This window comes from Paraburkholderia oxyphila NBRC 105797 (assembly GCF_000685075.1).
In the GTDB taxonomy this organism is placed as follows: Bacteria; Pseudomonadota; Gammaproteobacteria; order Burkholderiales; family Burkholderiaceae; genus Paraburkholderia; species Paraburkholderia oxyphila.
In genome coordinates, this window is the sequence record NZ_BAYD01000107.1 from 17,385 (window position 1) to 35,075 (window position 17,691).

The following is a 17,691-nucleotide window of genomic DNA, read 5'->3' on the forward strand; positions in this document are numbered from 1 at the left end:
ACCCATACAGGGCCGCGCCATACCATCGTATAGGGTGCGCGGGGCGAGCCAGTGGCCTACATTCGTTCCGTGCAGTGCACCTGGACGGAGGGAAGTCATGGATCTGGGCCTGGAGAACAAGACGGCGCTCGTTCAGGGCGGCGGTGGTGGACTCGGGCGCGCGATTGCCGTGACCCTCGCGCGCGAAGGGGCCAATGTCGCAATCGCGGACATCAACGAAGACGCTTTGCAGCAGACGGCGAAGGCCATCGAAGCGGTGGGCGGGAAATCCTTGTCCTTGCAGTGGGACCTGGCAGACCTGTCGCTGATCGAGCCTCATGTGGCCGCGATCGAAGCGGCATTCGGCGGCGTCGACATTCTCATCAACAACACGGGCGGGCCGCCGCCCACGACGGTAGCGGGACAGTCGGCCGACGTGTGGCAGAAGTACTTCGGATCGATGGTGCTCCCGGTGATCGCGATTGGCGACCGGATCCTGCCGGGCATGCGCAAACGCCAATGGGGGCGCGTGATCACGAGCACCTCCTCGGGCGTGATCGAGCCGATTCCCAATCTGGGCATGTCGAACACGCTGCGGCTCTCGCTCGTGGGCTGGTCGAAGACGCTTGCGCGCGAAGTGGCCTCCGACGGCATCACGGCGAACATCGTCGTGCCCGGGCGCATTCTGACCGACCGCATCCGGTTTCTCGACGAGGCGAAGGCCAAACGCGAAGGCCGCACGCTCGAGTCCGTGGAGGCGGAAGCGGCGGTGTCGATTCCGGCAGGCCGGCTGGGCGATCCTCAGGAATACGCCGATGTCGTGACATTCCTCGCCAGCGCGCGGGCGTCCTATGTCACGGGCTGCATCGTTCGCGTGGACGGAGGCGTGATCGCCAGCATCTAGATGGCATGGACTCCTCAATATGGAGGCGTATATGGGCATGAAGGTAGCCGAAGTCATCGTCGAGGTTCTCGAGCAAGCGGGCGTCAAGCGCTGCTATGGCATCGTCGGCGACACGCTCAACCTGTTCGCGAAGAACCTGGAGCGCAGCTCCATCAAATGGGTTAGCGTTCGCCATGAAGAGGCCGGCGCTTTCGCCGCGGGCGCGGAGGCCGGCTTCACGCACAACCTGACCGCATGCGCCGGCAGTTGCGGTCCGGGCAGCCTGCATTTCATCAACGGCCTGTATGAGGCCAACCGCAATCGCGTGCCCGTCGTCCTGATCGCAAGTCAGGTGACGATGGGCGAGATGGGCTTCGAATTCATCCAGGAGGTGGACTTCAAGTCGGTGTTCGAGGGCTGCTCGGTCTTTTGTGAAATGATCCTCACGCCGGACCAGGCGCGCAAGAAGACGGTGATGGCGTGCCAGGCCGCGCTCTCGAAGCAAGGGGTGGCGGTGCTGATCGTGCCGGTGGACATCTCTCACGGCGAGGTGAGCGAAGACTACCCGTATCGCGTCCACTACAGCCGGCCCGAGATCCGGCCCGGCGACGCGCAAATGGAAGAGATCGCGCGCACCCTCAACGCGGGCAAGAAGATCGCCATCTATGCGGGGTCGGGCTGCGAGCACGCGCGCGACGAGATCGTTGCCGTGGCCGGGCGGCTCAAGGCGCCGGTCGCGCACACGTCGCGCGCCAAGTGTTTTCTCGAGCCGGACAACCCGTACAACATCGGCATGACGGGTATTCTCGGCAACGAAGCGGGTTACAACGCCGTGCTCGAATGCGACACGCTCCTGCTGCTGGGCGCTGATTTTGCATGGCGCCAGTTCTATCCCGACGATGCGAAGATCGTTCAGATCGACATCGATCCCACCCACCTGGGGCGACGCCATCACATCACGATAGGTGCCGTAGGCGACGTTCGCACTACGCTGCAGGCCTTGCTGCCGCATCTCGACGAGAAAAGCGACGCCGCATTCCAGCAGAAGTACGTCCAACGCTATGCCGAAGCGATGGCCGCGGAGCGCGAGAATCTGAAGCCGGGACACAACGACAGCATTCCCGGTTCGTACCTCGCTTCGCTGATCAACCAATACGCGGCCGACGACGCACTGTTCTGCGGCGATGACGGCACCCCGGTGGTCTGGGCGCTGCGTCTGCTCGAAGCGAACGGCAAGCGCCAGATTTTCGGCAGCCTTCTGCACGGCACCATGGCGACGGCGCTGCCGAGCGCAATCGGCTTACAAAAGGCCGCGCCCGGCCGCCAGGTGATCGCCATGTGCGGCGACGGGGGCATTTCCATGCTCTTCGGCGAACTGCTCACGACGATCCAGGAAGACGTGCCGATCAAGATTGTCGTGTTCGACAACGGCAAGCTCGGCTTCGTGGAAATCGAGCAGAAGTCCGAAGGCATGCTCGATACGTTCACGCGGCTGAAGAACCCGGACTTCGGCAAGGTGGCGGAGGCGATCGGCCTTTGGGGAAAGACCGTCAGGAACGCATCCGAATTGCCGGCGCTCGTGCAGGAGTGGTTGGCGCAGCCGGGCCCGGCTTTGCTCAATGTCGTCGTCAATCCGCTGGAGCTGGTCAAGCCGCCGTTCTTTGAAGTGAAACCCGCGCTCGGCATGGCGCTGTATTCGGTCCGCGCCGTGCTCAACGGGCGCGGCGCGGATGTGCTCGAGATGGTTCGGGAGAATTTTCTTTGAAGGTTGGGTATTCGATTTGTGTTGTTGGCTGCGTGCCTCAGATGATGGGGGCAGGTAGAGCGTGAATAGAGGCGGAATTCTCCTGATGCCGTTCAGTTAAGCAACTGAGCGGCATTCTGCTTTTTTGATGCGGCAACAGGCAAGAAAGGGCTTGTAAGCGCGGCCGGAAAATTTCGAGATATTGAGCGTGTATTGCCGAATATCAAGTTACCCACACGCGGCAATGCGCCGTGAATCGTTCATACCTTCATTCAGACAAGTCCGATATCGCGCTCGCGCAGGCGGAGGCAATTTCGCCTGAACGGGATAAATTCGGGCCCGCTGTCTGGCCTGTGGCACGACCGGCCAGTTGTTTTTATCGGCTCCCTGGAGGTATGGAAATGGCAGAGCAACAAAGGCGAACGTTATGGGGTGCGGTATGAGGCGCTACCTGCTCAGACTGGGCGACAAGTCCACCGTTGGCGGCGTCGTTATCGAAGGTATGGAGCGTTGTACCCACCAAGGCCTGCCACTGACTTTCATCAACGCGAAAGTGCTGTGTCCCGTCTGCAATTCGCTGGGTGTCATCGGCTGGAAGGGGCCGCACCGATCGGCCACGATGATGGGCAAGCAACAAGCGCTCGAAGGCGATATCTGTCTCTGCCAATGTGATCCACCGCCAGTCATGCTCGCGTCTCAAGACACGGCCTGGCATGAGTTCGCCTCGCACGAAATGGACGGCGCGGCACATAGGGCAGCCAAGGCGCCGCAAACAGGTGCAATTCCGGGTGTCTATGACGAACAGTTCACACTGAAGGACGATACAGGTAGTCCACTTTCTAATGTTCGCTATCGCATCGTCACGGATCGCGGCGAAGTCTTCCACGGCGCGACGAATGCGGCGGGGCAAACGCAGCGCGTTTCCACGCAAGGATCATCAGGGCTAAAACTCCAGCTGGAGAAGCAATAAAGTGACCGACAGCGCAGAATGGCAGACCGTTCACGATACGGCAGTGACGAACACGAATCAAGATTCAATGGTTCACGTCACAATTAATACAACTCTGATATGTCAAAATATGACCAATCAGGAGTTTGCGAAAATTATTATGAAAGTAAGAGACGCCGCAGTTACGTTGGTGATAGAGCGTATCGCAGCGGTCTCTAAATGGGACGCTCAAGAGCGAGCGCGTGCTACTACATATTTTGGACGTGCCGATGAAGAAATCAGGAGTGTGCTTGTAGCTGGTTTGCCGAAGTTGCTATTTGCACTTCGCGAGCTTGTTCCGGAGAAAATTGTTAGATGGGATGATGCATTGAACAAAAATCTAACGTGCGCGATCGTGGCGGATAGCGGGAATAATCGCGCTGGCGTATGCAAACCTGACTCGCGAAGGAGAGTTATCGCTATATATAGCGCGTTCTGCACGGATTCAAACGGCGAGCTGTGGCACGGTGCAAAGGTAAAGACGATTATTCACGAGTGCACACACTACACAGATACTTTTAACTCCGAGGATATTATATATGGCAATACGGAAGGCGGAATGCGCGCGTTCGCTTTGGGAAACCCGGATAGTGCAATAAGAAACGCCGATAGCATTACGGGGTATATTTCAACTTTCGATAAAACAGTCGCCCGATGAGAGAGAAATTCTTTGGAATGTTGCTTGTCTTTGCGTCGGCGATTACGTATTTTGTTTCAGGATTGTCTTACGCGTGCACCATCAGTGAATCAATGGAAACGAGATTGCCATTTAACTCAGTCGATCTATCGAATGCAGACCGATTGTCGATAGCTAATATTGTTCTTGAAGCTCGCAAATGGCCGGACGTTGATGTTCAGGCCGTAGTCATTGCTGGCGCATACGTTGGTGAGAAGAATGGGGCAAAATTGAAGGGCGAGCGTGCCGCAGTCGTAAAGGATTACCTCGTTCAGCTAGGGATCAAGCCGCAGAATGTTTTGATTGAGCCAATGACGTTGACTGACGCAATGGTAAAGAACGACGACGGCACATTAAATTTGCATCAGATTTCAATCGAACTAGTGCCACTGTGCAAAGGCGGTTGTGAGCGGCTTTGCGACGATCCGCGCGTGACGCCTAATAGCAAGGTTATCAAGTAGGCGTCAGTTATCGGAAATTGGGGAGAAGCCCTGCGCTACCGGCAATGCCGTTCTGTTGCTTTTGAACGGCAATGGAGCGCTTCGCTCTTTTTCCATTGATGCGTGCTGTCCACTGCAACTCCGCCGGACGGACAGCACGCGTATGCACATTTGAAGCCTCGCGTGGCCGCGGCGGGGCAGTAGAACCCGCGATAGGGCCGATCGGGCCAGATCGCGTACCGTATGTCTGCTTCAAACATATAGGCCCCGATTCGCCGCGGAGCCCGCAAAACTCCGCGGCCCGTGCCTCAAGAGCCAAAGAAAATATTGCAGTAGCTGACAGGCCCGACGCAAGTTGACGGATCGGCGGGCGCCTTCTTTAGCATGGGGTGCCCGGCGTCGCTCGTGCCCGCCATTGCGGCACCCATGCCACTATCGCTGTTCTCCTGCTTTTGCCTGTCGACTTGCTGTTGAAAGACCGGTGCAACGTCGGGGTACGATGCGTCGCTCACGAAATCCAGCCCATTGCGTTGGGCGTCGATCAACTCCTGACGCACCTCCGCCCGGGTCTTTTCCTGGGCCTGCGCGCTGAGCGCGACGGGAACTGCAGCGAGGAAAATCAGGGAAGCAATTACGGTTCGCTTATTCACTTTGGACTCCGATTTAAATGACGGGATTGAGCGGACCGAAACGCTGCAGTCGTCGTCGGGCTTGCTCGCACATGTAATACCGGCGACGGGCGCAGCTTATTCCCGAAACTTGCACGGCGCTTCGGGGGATGCTTTGAGCCCTTTTACAGACGCGGTTGTGCCGGGACAGGCGCGATGCACGGCCGGGCCTCGTCGAGCGACATCTGCGTTGCCGGTGGCGTACCGTGCGAGGACATCGCAGCGACGAGCACTGCCAGGGCCGCGCCGGCGGCGAGCGCCGTGCGCCGCCACCAGGACATGCGCACGCGCAGCACCACGCATGGCGCGCTCGCCTGCGCGGCGAGATCAGCGAACAGCGCACGCAGGGCAGCCCGCTGCGCGCGATAGTGTGCGACGGCGTTTGCAGCGCACCGGTCGACGGTCAGGCGCTCTGCCAGTTGCTGGCGCTCAGCGTACGGCAGCTCGCCGTCGACGAATGCCGATAGCGCGCGCAGCGCTGGATCGCTGAAACCAGCCCCGGCTGTGGGATTGAAATCGTCGCGCATCGGGTTCACTCACTGCGTTCAATGCCGACGGGCATGCTAGCCGCTACGTGCGCTTCGTGGCAGCCCGGCTTCACCACGAAGACGAACAGGCGCACTTCATGCTGTTCAAGCCGGGAAAAGCCTCTGCTCGAAGGTCGTCCCGTCTCATGACGGACTGCGGACATAGACAAAACGTTCGGCATGCGCCCTTTATTCCGCGGTGCCCGAAGACGACGGGAGCGCACACCTTATCAGCAAGCACCCCAATATTCCGGTCTGGGCGAAGCGCTTCAAGCCGCCATGCCAACGGCCGTTTTATTTCGGGACCTGGCCGGCTCTCCGGCAGTCGCTGCGCCCCGGCCGCATGATCGCCGCTGCGTGTCGGTGGATTTTGACTAAGCTACTGTGGGTGGATGCAGTGAGTGAGCCCCGTTTTTAATTAAAAATGTATGGGAGAGTGCGCATGTCATCCTTCCGCTGGCTTTGTCCTGGTCGCCTCGCGTCGCTTGTGTTTGCTTTCGGGATTGCCGGAACGATCTGGAGCGTGCCATCGTCTGCTGCCGTATTGCCGGACAAGACGCTCGTGTTCTGTTCGGAAGGCAGCCCGGCGGGCTTCGACTCGGCACAATACACGACCGGCCTCGAATTCTCGGCTGCGTCGTACACCGTCTACAACCGCCTCGTCGAATTCGAGCATGGCGGCACAAAAGTCGAGCCGGGTCTTGCGGAATCGTGGGAGATTTCACCGGACGGCCTGACCTATACGTTTCACCTGCGCCACGGCGTCAAGTTCCATACGACGTCGTTCTTCAGGCCCACGCGCGACTTCAATGCCGATGACGTTCTGCTGACCTTCAATCGCATGTTCGATCCGAACAATGCGTTTCGCAATGCATACCCGGTCCAGTTTCCGTATTTCAAGGACATGGGACTCGACAAGAGCATCGCGAAGATCGAAGCGCTCGATCCCTACACCGTGCGCTTTACGATGAAGACGGTGAACGCGCCATTCCTCTCGGAACTGGCCATGCCATTCGCGTCCATCCTCTCGGCCGAATATGTCGATCAGTTGATGAAAGCCGGCAAGGCGTCCGACATCAATCTCTACCCGGTTGGCACGGGTCCTTTCATCTTTGTCAGCTATACGAAGGACGCGACGATTCGCTTCGACGGCAATGCTGACTACTGGAAGCCGGGTGTCGTGCGGGTGAGCAAGCTGATCTTTTCGATCACGCCGGACGCTGCCGTGCGCGAGCAAAAGCTCATGAAAGACGAGTGCCAGGTCATGACCTATCCGCGTCCACAAGCCATTGCCTCACTGGAGCGCGATCCACAGATACAGGTGCTTCACCAGGTCGGCTTCAATCTTGGCTTGCTGGGGTACAACACGACGCACAAGCCGCTCGACAAGGTCGAGGTTCGACAGGCGCTCGATATGGCAATCAACAAGAAGGCCATTATCGCTTCGGTTTATGAGGGCGCAGGACAGTTGGCGACCAACCCGATGCCGCCCACTCAGTGGTCCTACAACAAAGGGCTCAAGGATGCGCCTTATGATCCGGGCAAGGCGAAGGAGATGCTCGCGAAGGCGGGATTTCCTAATGGCTTTGATCTCAGCTTGTGGGCCATGCCTGTGCAACGCCCTTACAACCCGAATGCGCGGCTGATGGCGGAGATGATCCAGGCCGATTGGGAAAAGATCGGCGTGCACGCCAAAATCGTCACCTACGAATGGGGCGAATACATCAAGCGTGCGCATGCAGGCGAGCACGACGCGATACTGATCGGCTGGACCGGAGACAATGGCGATCCGGATAACTGGCTAGGCGTACTGCTCGGCTGCGCGTCGGTGAACGGCAGCAACTTTTCCAAGTGGTGCTATCAGCCGTTCGAGGATCTGATCCAGAAAGCCCGTGCCACCACCGACGTGGCGGCTCGTACCGAAGACTATATGCAGGCGCAGGAGATCTTCAAGCAGCAGGTGCCATTTACGCCTATCGCGCATTCGACCGTTTATCAGCCGATGCGCAAGACCGTCACGGGGTTCAAGATCGATCCGTTTGGTCCGACCCAGTTCTGGAATGTTGGGTTCAAATGACACGTGGGCTACATACATGGGTGAGCGCCCGCCTTCGCGCATGCGTTGTGGCGCTGGCGCTCGCTGGTTCGGCGGCGTACGCGCAGACCACCGACTTCTGGGGAGCGCGTCTTCCCAATCAGCCCACGCAGTTCATCTTCGGCTACGGCTCGCTCATCAACACGCGCTCGCGTGACGCCACGGTGGGCAAGACGGTTGCGGCGATTCCGGTGCGCGTCTCGGCGGCGTTCGGCTATGTGCGCAGCTGGAACGAGCGCGCGCCCTCGGAGTTCACGGCACTCGGCCTGCGGCGTCCGCTCAAGGGCGAGGCGCCGATGACGATCAACGGCGTGATCTATCCCGTTGCCGGCAACGACATGTCCGCGTTCGACGAGCGCGAGAAGGGCTACGTGCGCGTCGAGGTGCCGCGCGCGCTCATCGAGGCCGTGTCATGGCAAGCGCTGCCGGCGCAGGGGACTGTCTGGGTCTACGTGCCGAAGGCCGAAGGCGAAGCGCCGGGCGAGGGGCTGCCGGGGCCGGACGCGAAGTTTCCGCTCGTCGAGTCGTATATCGACGTCGTCATTGAAGGCGGGCTCGAGTACGGGCCGGAATTCGCGCGCGAGATCATCGAGACGACCCGCGACTGGAGTCCCTACTGGCTCAACGACCGCACGCTCGCACGCCGGCCATGGATACACGATAAACAGGCCGAGAAGGTCGATGCGCTGCTCGAGACATCGGCGCCGTGCTTCGCGCAGCGGGCCTTCTCCGAGGACTATGCCGCAGAGAGCGCCGCGATCGCCAAAAGCAAAGGTGACGTGTGCGTCCGGGAGGCGCACGCTCGCTAGAGCGCGCGCTTTCAACTACAGGCATCCAGGTTGCGCTGGACACCAGAGTCCAAAGTTAGCGCGGGCCGTCAGCCACTACTGCTGAGTGAGCATCAGGTTCAGGTTCTGAACCGCGGCGCCGGATGCGCCTTTGCCAAGATTGTCGAACACCGCGGAAAGCAGGACGTGCCCGTGTTCCATGTTGGGAAATACACTCAAGCGCATGTCGTTCGTCCCATTCAGCGCTTGCGGATCCAGATGCTTCAAGGCGCGCGATTCGTCCAGCGGCAACACACTGACGTGTGCCGCCCCGGCATAGTGGCGTGCGAGGCATGCGTGCAGCGTGGCGCCATCCACGCCGGGTGCCAGCAGCCGCAAATCCAGCGGCACCGTCAACACGATGCCCTGGCGGAACGCACCATACGCAGGCACGAAGAGGGGACGCTGCGCGAGCCCGGCGTGCTGCTGGATTTCCGGGGGGTGCTTGTGCGCGAGTTCCAGCCCATAGACCTGGTAGGCCGGCGCGTTGGAGGCACCCGGCCCCTCATGTTCCTCCACGCCGGCACGCCCGCGCCCGGAATAGCCGGACACGGCATGAATGCTGACAGGGTAGGTGTCCGGTATCAGCCCAGCCTGCAACAGGGGACGCAGCAAGCCAATTGCACCAGTCGGATAGCAACCGGGATTGGTGACCCGACGTGCGTTCGCAATGCGCTCGGCCTGTCCCGGCGTCATTTCCGCGAAGCCGTATGTCCAGTCCGGCTGGGTGCGGTGGGCGGAGCTTGCGTCGATGACGCGGACCGCAGGATTGACAATGGCGCCCACGGCCTCGCGCGCGGCAGCGTCGGGCAAACAGAGGATCGCGATGTCGCAGGCGTTGATGGCCTCGGCGCGGCGCTGCGGATCCTTGCGTTCCGCCGGGGCAAGCGTGAACAGTCTGAGGTCGGTCCGGTTGCGCAGCCGTTCGTGGATTTGCAACCCGGTGGTGCCTTGGTCGCCGTCGATGAAAACAACGGGAGAGCTCATGCGTGAATACTCCGCGGATGATGGGCCGTAACAGGAAGAACGAGCCCCTATGTTCCATGGGCGGCTAGAATAGGGAAAGTTGAATTTCATAACGTGAACATTCAGTTTTTCTGAATCTGGACGCCGACATGCGAGAGATCAGCCTGGACCGCTTGCGCACGCTGGTCGCGATTGCCGACCGCGGCTCATTTGCCGAGGCGGCGCGTGCATTGCACCTGGCGCCGCCAACGGTCAGCCTCCATATTGCCGAGCTCGAAGACCGCATTGGGGCGCCGCTGCTGTCACGCAAGCGCGGACATGTCAGGCCGTCGGCAATCGGCGAGGTGCTGGTGGAGCGCGCACGCCGGTTGCTGGCCGATGCGGAGCAGGCGCTGGACGATATCGAACGCCAGGTGCAGGGGCTCGAAGGGCGCGCGCGGCTCGGTGCTTCGACGGGCGCGATCGCGCACCTGTTGCCGCAAGCGCTCGAGGTGCTGCGCCAGCACCATCCCGGTATCGACATTCAGATTGCAGTGCTCACTTCACATGAGACGCTGTCCCGGCTGGCGGATGGAACACTCGATGTCGGGCTGGTCGCGCTGCCTCAGCCCCCGGTGGCCGGACTCGTGATCAAACCCTGGCGCCGCGACCCCGTGATGGCCTTTGTGCCGGCGCATTGGCGGTGCCCGGCGCGCGTCACGCCTGAATGGCTCGCCGCGCAACCGCTCATTCTCAATGACGCGACCACGCGGCTCTCGCGTTTGACCGCGGAGTGGTTCGCAGCCGCGGGCCACCATCCCGTGCCGCGCATTCAGCTCAACTACAACGACGCGATCAAGAGTCTGGTCGCTGCCGGTTACGGCGCGGCGCTGTTGCCCCATGAGGCCACCACGCCATTGCCCGACAAGCGCATTGTCATGCGAGCGCTGCGCCCGGCGTTGTGGCGTCGGCTCGGCATTGCACATCGTGCGGGGTATGTCGAGCGTTCCACGCAACACGTGCTGGATGTGTTGTGGGGGCTGCGTTTGGCGTAGGGAGTGCGGGTTGCCGATAAGTCTTCTCGACCCGTTTCGGCCACAGTTCTATCGGCAAACGTCGAGGTCCGAAACTGGCCCGTTCCTCCGGCAGCGTTCAGCGTTGCCCTGGCGCCGTGCCGCTCACATCGAATAGCCGCAGCAATTCGTCAAGACCGCGCACTTCCCAGTCCGCGTAACGGTTCATCAGGCTGCGCAGCCACGTGTATTCGAGCTGCTTCTGTCTCCACAGGTTGCTGATTTCACGCCCGCGTCCCGGGAAATGCTCGTCGCACCGGGCGACAACCGAATGCACGTCGAACAGCGTGCCGTAGAGATCGAACGCAATCGCCTTGATGTGATCCATATAGGCCTCCTGAGTGAAAATCAGCAGCGCAGCCGGTTTGCTGCCGCTGCCGCCATCGTGTCAGCCGTGCTCCCGCTCCTTGAGCCGATTCTGGTCAGCCGCCACCTTGGTAAGGATGTCCGCACGGTAACTATTAAAAGCACATTTAATAAGTACGTAAACCATAAGTAACCGTCAAAATAAAACCATAGAGATTACGATATGGACCCCCGCCGGATCTGCCTGGCTTCGGAGCACCGGACAGGCCAACACGGGATTTCGCGCTGGAAACACACGGCGCGTTGTCAGCATCGTCCGCAGTGCCATCAAACATCAGGAGAATCGTCATGCGTGCAATCGTGCTCGAAAAGTTCGGCGGCCTCGATAGCCTCGTCTATACGGAACTGCCGGAACCCGAGCCACTGGAAGGTCATGTGGTCATCGAAATCAAGGCGTTTGGCCTCAACCATGCTGAGTTGCACATGCGGCGCGGCGAGTGGGCCGAAGCCGCGAAGGTCAGCGGCATCGAATGCGTGGGCGTGGTGAAGGCGTGTCCTGGCGGCGAATTCCCCGTGGGCGCAAATGTCGTTGCGTTGATGGGTGGCCTCGGACGGACCATCAACGGCAGCTATGCGCAATACACACGTGCCCCCGTGGCGAACGTGGCGCTGATCGAGTCCGACTTGCCGTGGGCCGATATCGCGGCGATTCCGGAAACCTATGCGACCGCGTGGACGTGCCTGTTTCGCAATCTCGCGATCGAAAAAGGGCAAACGCTGGTGATCCGCGGCGCGACGTCGTCGTTCGGGCAGGCGTCAGTCAACCTCGCTGTGAACGCCGGCGCAAAGGTCATCGCGACGACACGCAGTCCGGCGCGCTTTGCGATGCTTGAAGGTCTCGGCGCCTCGCGCGCCGAGATCGAAGGCCCCGATCTCTCGAAGCGCATCGCCGAAGCAAAGCGCATCGATGCGGTGTTGGACCTCGTCGGCAATAGCACGATTCTCGACTCGCTTGCCATGCTGCGGCGCGGCGGCCGGGCTTGCCTTGCGGGCTGGCTCGGCGGCCTCGCGCCGATAGCCGATTTCAACCCGCTGGCGCAAATGCCGAGCGGCGTTGACCTGACGTTCTTCGCCAGCTTCGTGTTTGGCACGCCCGGTTTTCCGCTTTCCGACGTGCCGCTTCAAAAGATCGCCGAAGACGTTGCCGCTGGCCGTCTCAAGGCAAAGCCGTCCCGTGTGTTCCGTTTCGATGAAATCCGCGAAGCGCATCGCGTGATGGAAGCCAACGAAGCTGGCGGAAAGATGGTCGTCGTACTCTGACCGATCTATGAGGGGCAGGGTGCCGTGGCTGCCAGCGTTCAGTTCAGCCCAAGCGGATTCGAGATGCGCAGCCGCCACGCACCATCGCGGCCCTTTTCCATGACCTGCGTGGCGGTCCCGCATTGTTCGTCTTGCTGGCCGTCCGGTAGCGTCACGGTCAGGGTCCAGTCGAGCAGGACCAGCGCCAGGTTGCCGCTCGTCAGCACACGACGCACGGTATTGCGGATTTGCGGGCGCAGCGTCAGCAGTTGCGCCAGGGCGCTGCGCAATTCGGCCGGCCGTTGCTCCAACACCTGGCCGTCGGTCATCCGCATCGTGGCCTGATTGCTGAAGAGACCGAGCAATGCGTCGAGATCGCCGGCGTTCAGCACGGCGTCGAAAGCCACCGGAACCCGCTCGGGCGTGCTGCACACGACGGACTTGTCCTCGAGCGCAGCGGCGAATCTCCCAATGATCCGCGCCACCTCCGCCGGTGCTTCGAGCGGCGACAGGTGTCCAACGCCGGGCAGGATATGCATGGCCGCGTGCGGAATGCGGGGCAGCAACTCGGCCTCCAGCGTGGCGACGCGATCCACCTGGTCAAGCTCGCCGGAGATGACGATGGTGGGCGCAGCGATCGACGCGGCCGCCGCGGTGATGTCTTCGCGCATGGCCACGTTTGGCCACGCCGCCTTGGCCTGGGGCGCCGCTCTCAGGCTGTCCTCGATGATTTGCTCGCGGCAGGCGGCGTCAAGCGGTTTTGCAGTGAGGACATGGTCGATGACGAATTCGACCGCCTCTCGCGATTGATACGCGCCGTTCAATGTCGCGCGTTGCTCGTCGGAAAGCAGCATCGGCGATGGGGGGGACGGCGCAACCAGCACAAGGCCTTCGAGCCCGCTCGGCCGCCGCGAGGCGATCAGTTGCGCGACCTTGCCGCCCATCGAATGACCGACGAGCACATAGCGTTGAAGACCTAGCGCCGCGATGACACCCTCGGCGTCGGCAGCGAGGTCGGCGATACGATAGCCGTCGGCGGGCGCTTCGGATTCGCCCCAGCCGCGATGATCGGGGGCGACGATCCGATAACGTTCGGATAACTGATTGGCTACTGCATCCCACGTGCGCGACGAGCCGCCGTAATAGTGCAAGAACACCAGCGCCAGTTCTCCGGTGCCGCGCTGCGTTACGTGGATCCGCGTGCCATTCGTTTCGATGTCCATCGGGTTGCTCCGATTCATTGTGAAGTCAGGCCATGGTAGATCCGGATACGGTGTTTGATAATTGCCTGACTGGTGGCGACAGTCGATAATGCAGTGATCGAATCGGAGGGGCCATGGACCGACTGACCAGTCTCGGCGTGTTCGTCGCAGCGGTGGAGGAGGGCAGCTTCGCCGCGGCGGCGCGACGCTTCGGGCTATCGGCTGCGATGGCCGGAAAGCACGTGAGTGCGATCGAGTCCCAGCTGAATGCGCGGCTGCTCCAGAGAACCACGCGGCGCCTGAGTTTGACCGATGCGGGCCAGACGTACTACGCGCGCTGCAAGCAGATTCTCGAAGCGTACGACGAAGCGAACCGGGAAGCGGGCGATACCCAGGTGACGGCGCGCGGCGTGCTGCGCGTGGCGGCGCCCGTCACGTTTGGGGCAATGCATCTGGGCGCGGTCGTTGCACGCTATCTCGAGGACCACCCGCACGTGAACGTGGAGGTGCTTCTCGAGGACCGCTATGTCGACCTCCTCGAAGCGGGTGTGGACGTTGCCATTCGGATTGGACGGCTGGACGATCCCGCGCTCGTTACGCGCCGGCTCGCGCCGTGTCGAATGGTGGTGTGCGCGTCGCCCGCGTATCTCGAGCGGCACGGAACCCCGCGCAAGCCTGGCGACTTGCAGCGTGCTCCGCGCCTTGCTTTCAGCGAGGCTGTCTCGACCGGCGACTGGACCTTGTTCGATGCCAGAAAGCGCGCGCACGTCATCGACGGACCTTGCCGGATGGCGGCCAACAATACGCAGATGCTGCTTGCCTCCGCGCTTGCGGGAGCCGGCATCGCGTATGGCCCGACCTTCGTGTTTGGAGAGCACCTGCGGCGCGGCGCGCTTGTGGCGCTGCTGCCGGGCTACAGCGCCACCGAGTTGGTGATTCAGGCCGTCTATCCGAGCGCGCGGCGCATACCGCTCAAAGTGCGCCGGTTCGTCGATTACCTGACTGAAGCGTTTGGCGATGATCCGCCGTGGGATCGGAAAACCAGGCGTTAGAAGCGTTGCGACCGATCATGCCTCAACGGCTCGATCGGTGCCTTGCCCATGAAACAGGCCGGGGCGTGCCCGGCCTGTCGCTGTGCTGCTGTTGGATATGCGCATGCTGGCTCGACGATCGCGCAAGCGCCGCGCCTTCGATCACACCGCGCTGATCGCGCCGATGAGCCCAAGTTGGCGCAGTGCGGTCACGCCGTCGTCGAGCCCGATCTCTTCGACGATCTTGCCATCCTTGAGCCGAAGCACCGTCGTGCCGGTAAAGTGCATTTTCCGGCCAGTCGCCGCAGGCAACGAGCCCATGAGGAAATCGCTGAATGCCGGACCGGTATGGGTGCCGCCACCCTCCCAGCGGCCGACTACATAGTCTCCCTCGGCAATGAGATCGGCGGCGCCCCAGAAGTTGAGGTCCGGGAACGCTGCGCGGAAATCGGTCATGAACGCCTTGATGTCCTCGCGGCCGCGTCGCGGTTCGTGCAGCGAGTATTGAAGCAGCATGTCGGGCGCGGCAAGTTCATCGACGATGTCGAGATTGCATGTCTCGCCCCAGAAATTGGTGAACCAGCGGCCCACGAAGGCCTTGTTGTCATCTTCCTTGGACATGGTGTATTCCTCGTTGACTGAAGGTGGGAGAGGGCAACTCGATCGCTTCCCTCTGCCTGAACGATATGGGCGCACGTAGTCGGCGGCTTCCCGGTTCTTGCTGTCCGATTGCTGTGGATTCCGGCAATCGGACAGCAAGAATCGGAGCGCCTGCGCCGAGCCGCCGCCATACCGTGTCCACGTAATCGCACAGTAGACGAGGTGATCGGGCGAGCGATGGCGCGCCCGGATCACCTGTCTCTTGCGGTCGCGGGGTCGCCAATTCGATTATCGGCTGAGGTCTCGCCGGTCCTTTATTGACTGGAGTTCGATCATGTTGCCGTTTCTCTCGCTTCACGCGCTCGCTGCCCAACACGGCGATGGACTGCGCCCAGAGCTCAAAGCCTTGTTCGAACGCCATGCCGGGCCTGCGACGGGTCTCGCCGCTACCATCGAGCCTGTCGAAACGGAGTGGCTGGCGGACGCCGCCGACGACGTTCCTGTGAAGGCGCCGGGGGCCGAAAAGCCGTCGGCGAGTTGATGCGTCACAAACGGCCAATCCGAAGCCATTCGATGGCGGGATGTGCTCCGGGAACCGCTTCCGGCATCACTGTGTGCACCAGTCTCAGTCCCCGCGCCGAATTCGCGAACCAGACGACCGCGTCTTGCGTCACGCGATTCGCCAGCACGAGCGCCCGGAACCCCGGACTATTTCCCCAATGGAAGAAACAACTCTGGGCGGGTTCGAGTCCCCAACCCAATCCCCAGGCGACATTGGGATCAGGCGGATTCCGGCCGTGGAGGTCTTCGGCGTCGTCGCCTTGCCGGGTATTGACGTGCGGCGCAAACCAGTGACGATAGCTCTCCGCCGCGAGGCCCCGGCTAGCCAGGACGTGCTGAACGAAGCTCATATAGTCGGACGCCGTCGTCAAAAGCGACCAGGAGGCCAGTGCCGTTGCTACGCGGCGCTTGGGCACCGGTTGGCCTTCCCATTCGTGCCCCTGGGCATGGTTGCCTGCGAAGCGCTCCTGCCACTCGAGGCTCGAGTGCAGCATGCCCAAGGGCTCGAATACGCGTGCTCGCGCCAACGTTTCCAGCGAGCGGGCGCCAACGGTCTCGATGGCGCGCTGAAGCCATGCGAACGCGCTGCTGCCGTAGCTGAATCGCTCGCCGGGGGTGAAGTACGTGCGTAGCGGTGCTTCCTCGCGGACGATGTTCGGCAGACCGCTCGTATGTGTCAGAACATGAAAGGCCGTTATCCGGCGCGAGGCCGCGTCGCCCGGTACATAGTCGCCACAGATGTCGAACAGGGGGCGTTGCAGGTCGAGCAGCCCCTCTTCGGCGAGCTGAAGCGCGATAAAGGCCACGACCGGCTTGGTGAGAGATGCAGCCTCAAAGACAGTCGCGGCGTCGACAGAGGAGCGGTCGTGCGCGCCACGGATGCCGGAGTAGTATTCGAAGCCTTTTGTTCCGGCGCGCAGCGTGGCCAGCGCCACGCCGGGAATTTTGCCGCTGGCTGTCGTTGCTGCGAGAAATTGGCTCAGGTCGGTCATTGGGTTACGCATCCGCAGTAGTTCGGCTCTAGCCGCCGTTGGCGTGAGCATCGGCCGACTGGATCAGTCATCGGGATTCCGCTATCGCAGGGCTATGGCCGGAGGTTTATTGCCTTTGCTACGGCTAAAAGAGCTCCATCAGGAGCTTGCTAAGAGCCAACTGGCTAGGGAGATAGCCACTGTACTTGGGCAGTGTGTCCGTTGCGTCGGCACATCTGCGGTCATAGAACATGTGCAACGCCACAGATGGAAGCAATTCCGCATGAGCAAAGTTTGGCGTCGGAATGAACGCGATGCTCAACGGTCCGAAACCGCCCAGTTCGATGGCCGGCTTGCCGCAACGTTTGCAAAGCCCTCGACGGATGTTCGGAGGAAGCCGGTATTTTCTGAACGCAATGTTTTCGTCGTCCTTCATTGAGACGTTTTTGGCGCGCATGATGGTCACGTCGGAGAACGGTCTGCCGGTGAAGGCCTGGCAAATTCTGCAATGGCAGATGAAGCGAGCGGCAGGCGCTGCACTAACCTCGAAGTGGCAAGCGCCGCACTCGCACGCGGCCCGCTGGGGTGATGACAAGGTCCTGGTCATTTGTCGATATTCTCCGCAATATGAGGCCGCGCCAGACCTGGCGGTGCGATTTCGCGTCCAGACGTCTTCGAACATCCGTGTGCGGGTGAGGATCAATTGGCGATTGATAGCAAACTCTGGGCACCAGCGGTAGGATCGCACAATTGTGACGCGCTATGTCCGTGGGGGAATGATTGGCGTTGGTAATGGCGTTGGCATTGGCTATGGCGTTGGCCTTAACTTGTTTTCGCGGCGGGCCGCAGGCGTTGCCCCTGTGCGGGGCGGCACCT

18 protein-coding genes and 1 pseudogene are annotated in these 17,691 nt (G+C 61.3%); 11 read left to right on the forward strand and 8 right to left on the reverse strand.

The genetic code is table 11. The features are described from left to right. Nucleotides 1–97 precede the first annotated feature (97 nt). The 5 genes from BO1_RS39320 (at nt 98) to BO1_RS39335 (ending at nt 4,731) form a co-directional block, all read left to right on the forward strand. A complete protein-coding gene (locus BO1_RS39320; protein ID WP_028222261.1) occupies nt 98–883 on the forward strand; it encodes an SDR family oxidoreductase in 786 nt (261 codons plus the stop codon). 31 nt (nt 884–914) lie between these two features. Beyond that, entirely contained in the window at nt 915–2,627 is a 1,713-nt protein-coding gene (locus BO1_RS39325) for a thiamine pyrophosphate-dependent enzyme (protein ID WP_028222262.1), read from the forward strand. A gap of 418 nt (nt 2,628–3,045) precedes the next feature. Then, a complete protein-coding gene (locus BO1_RS54670) occupies nt 3,046–3,576 on the forward strand; it encodes a PAAR domain-containing protein (protein ID WP_043288531.1) in 531 nt (176 codons plus the stop codon). 1 nt (nt 3,577) lies between these two features. Further along, nucleotides 3,578–4,252 (forward strand): M35 family metallo-endopeptidase, encoded by a 675-nt coding sequence (locus BO1_RS58405; protein WP_084688603.1) that lies wholly within the window; start codon nt 3,578–3,580, stop codon nt 4,250–4,252. After that, nucleotides 4,249–4,731 (forward strand): OmpA family protein, encoded by a 483-nt coding sequence (locus tag BO1_RS39335; RefSeq protein ID WP_028222263.1) that lies wholly within the window; start codon nt 4,249–4,251, stop codon nt 4,729–4,731. Before BO1_RS58405 ends, BO1_RS39335 begins: the two co-directional genes overlap by 4 nt. A 287-nt stretch (nt 4,732–5,018) precedes the next feature. Here the strand turns inward: BO1_RS39335 and BO1_RS39340 are convergent, their stop codons facing one another. Then, nucleotides 5,019–5,360 (reverse strand): DUF4148 domain-containing protein, encoded by a 342-nt coding sequence (locus BO1_RS39340; RefSeq protein ID WP_028222264.1) that lies wholly within the window; start codon nt 5,358–5,360, stop codon nt 5,019–5,021. 143 nt (nt 5,361–5,503) lie between these two features. Beyond that, nucleotides 5,504–5,905: an anti-sigma factor family protein gene (locus BO1_RS54675; protein ID WP_156992652.1), complete on the reverse strand. Its 402-nt coding sequence runs from the start codon at nt 5,903–5,905 to the stop codon at nt 5,504–5,506. A 442-nt stretch (nt 5,906–6,347) separates the two neighbouring features. Between BO1_RS54675 and BO1_RS39355 the strand changes: the two genes are divergently transcribed. After that, nucleotides 6,348–7,982 (forward strand): ABC transporter substrate-binding protein, encoded by a 1,635-nt coding sequence (locus tag BO1_RS39355; protein ID WP_028222265.1) that lies wholly within the window; start codon nt 6,348–6,350, stop codon nt 7,980–7,982. A 20-nt stretch (nt 7,983–8,002) separates the two neighbouring features. Then, nucleotides 8,003–8,809: a gamma-glutamylcyclotransferase family protein gene (locus BO1_RS39360; RefSeq protein ID WP_245644018.1), complete on the forward strand. Its 807-nt coding sequence runs from the start codon at nt 8,003–8,005 to the stop codon at nt 8,807–8,809. A 75-nt stretch (nt 8,810–8,884) separates the two neighbouring features. On the opposite strand, the gene argC is transcribed toward BO1_RS39360, so the two are convergent. Next, nucleotides 8,885–9,814 carry an N-acetyl-gamma-glutamyl-phosphate reductase gene (argC, locus tag BO1_RS39365; protein ID WP_028222267.1) on the reverse strand — a complete coding sequence of 310 codons (930 nt, stop codon included), beginning with the start codon at nt 9,812–9,814 and terminating at the stop codon, nt 8,885–8,887. 128 nt (nt 9,815–9,942) lie between these two features. Here argC and BO1_RS39370 point away from each other — a divergent pair, with 128 nt between their 5' ends. Continuing rightward, nucleotides 9,943–10,827: a LysR family transcriptional regulator gene (locus BO1_RS39370; RefSeq protein WP_028222268.1), complete on the forward strand. Its 885-nt coding sequence runs from the start codon at nt 9,943–9,945 to the stop codon at nt 10,825–10,827. A 163-nt stretch (nt 10,828–10,990) separates the two neighbouring features. On the opposite strand, the pseudogene BO1_RS39375 reads toward BO1_RS39370, so the two are convergent. After that, nucleotides 10,991–11,173 (reverse strand): annotated as a pseudogene (locus BO1_RS39375) (HAD-IA family hydrolase); the annotation flags it as partial. Nucleotides 11,174–11,499: 326 nt separating this feature from the next. Between BO1_RS39375 and BO1_RS39380 the strand changes: the two are divergent. After that, entirely contained in the window at nt 11,500–12,471 is a 972-nt protein-coding gene (locus BO1_RS39380) for a zinc-binding alcohol dehydrogenase family protein (protein WP_028222270.1), read from the forward strand. Nucleotides 12,472–12,509: 38 nt separating this feature from the next. On the opposite strand, the gene BO1_RS39385 is transcribed toward BO1_RS39380, so the two are convergent. Continuing rightward, entirely contained in the window at nt 12,510–13,673 is a 1,164-nt protein-coding gene (locus tag BO1_RS39385; protein ID WP_028222271.1) for an alpha/beta fold hydrolase, read from the reverse strand. Nucleotides 13,674–13,786: 113 nt separating this feature from the next. Between BO1_RS39385 and BO1_RS39390 the strand changes: the two genes are divergently transcribed. Then, nucleotides 13,787–14,704 carry a LysR family transcriptional regulator gene (locus BO1_RS39390; protein ID WP_028222272.1) on the forward strand — a complete coding sequence of 306 codons (918 nt, stop codon included), beginning with the start codon at nt 13,787–13,789 and terminating at the stop codon, nt 14,702–14,704. 141 nt (nt 14,705–14,845) lie between these two features. Here BO1_RS39390 and BO1_RS39395 read toward each other — a convergent pair whose 3' ends face one another. Further along, nucleotides 14,846–15,304 carry an ester cyclase gene (locus BO1_RS39395; RefSeq protein ID WP_028222273.1) on the reverse strand — a complete coding sequence of 153 codons (459 nt, stop codon included), beginning with the start codon at nt 15,302–15,304 and terminating at the stop codon, nt 14,846–14,848. Nucleotides 15,305–15,617: 313 nt separating this feature from the next. Here BO1_RS39395 and BO1_RS39400 point away from each other — a divergent pair, with 313 nt between their 5' ends. After that, the gene (locus BO1_RS39400) at nt 15,618–15,824 is read left to right on the forward strand and encodes a hypothetical protein (protein WP_028222274.1); all 207 of its coding nucleotides are present in this window, start codon (nt 15,618–15,620) and stop codon (nt 15,822–15,824) included. Between the two features lie 4 nt (nt 15,825–15,828). On the opposite strand, the gene BO1_RS39405 is transcribed toward BO1_RS39400, so the two are convergent. Together BO1_RS39405 and BO1_RS39410 are read right to left on the reverse strand one after the other, a co-directional pair. Next, nucleotides 15,829–16,836: a serine hydrolase domain-containing protein gene (locus BO1_RS39405; protein ID WP_028222275.1), complete on the reverse strand. Its 1,008-nt coding sequence runs from the start codon at nt 16,834–16,836 to the stop codon at nt 15,829–15,831. Nucleotides 16,837–16,960: 124 nt separating this feature from the next. Then, nucleotides 16,961–17,422 carry a GFA family protein gene (locus BO1_RS39410; RefSeq protein WP_028222276.1) on the reverse strand — a complete coding sequence of 154 codons (462 nt, stop codon included), beginning with the start codon at nt 17,420–17,422 and terminating at the stop codon, nt 16,961–16,963. Nucleotides 17,423–17,691: the final 269 nt, after the last annotated feature.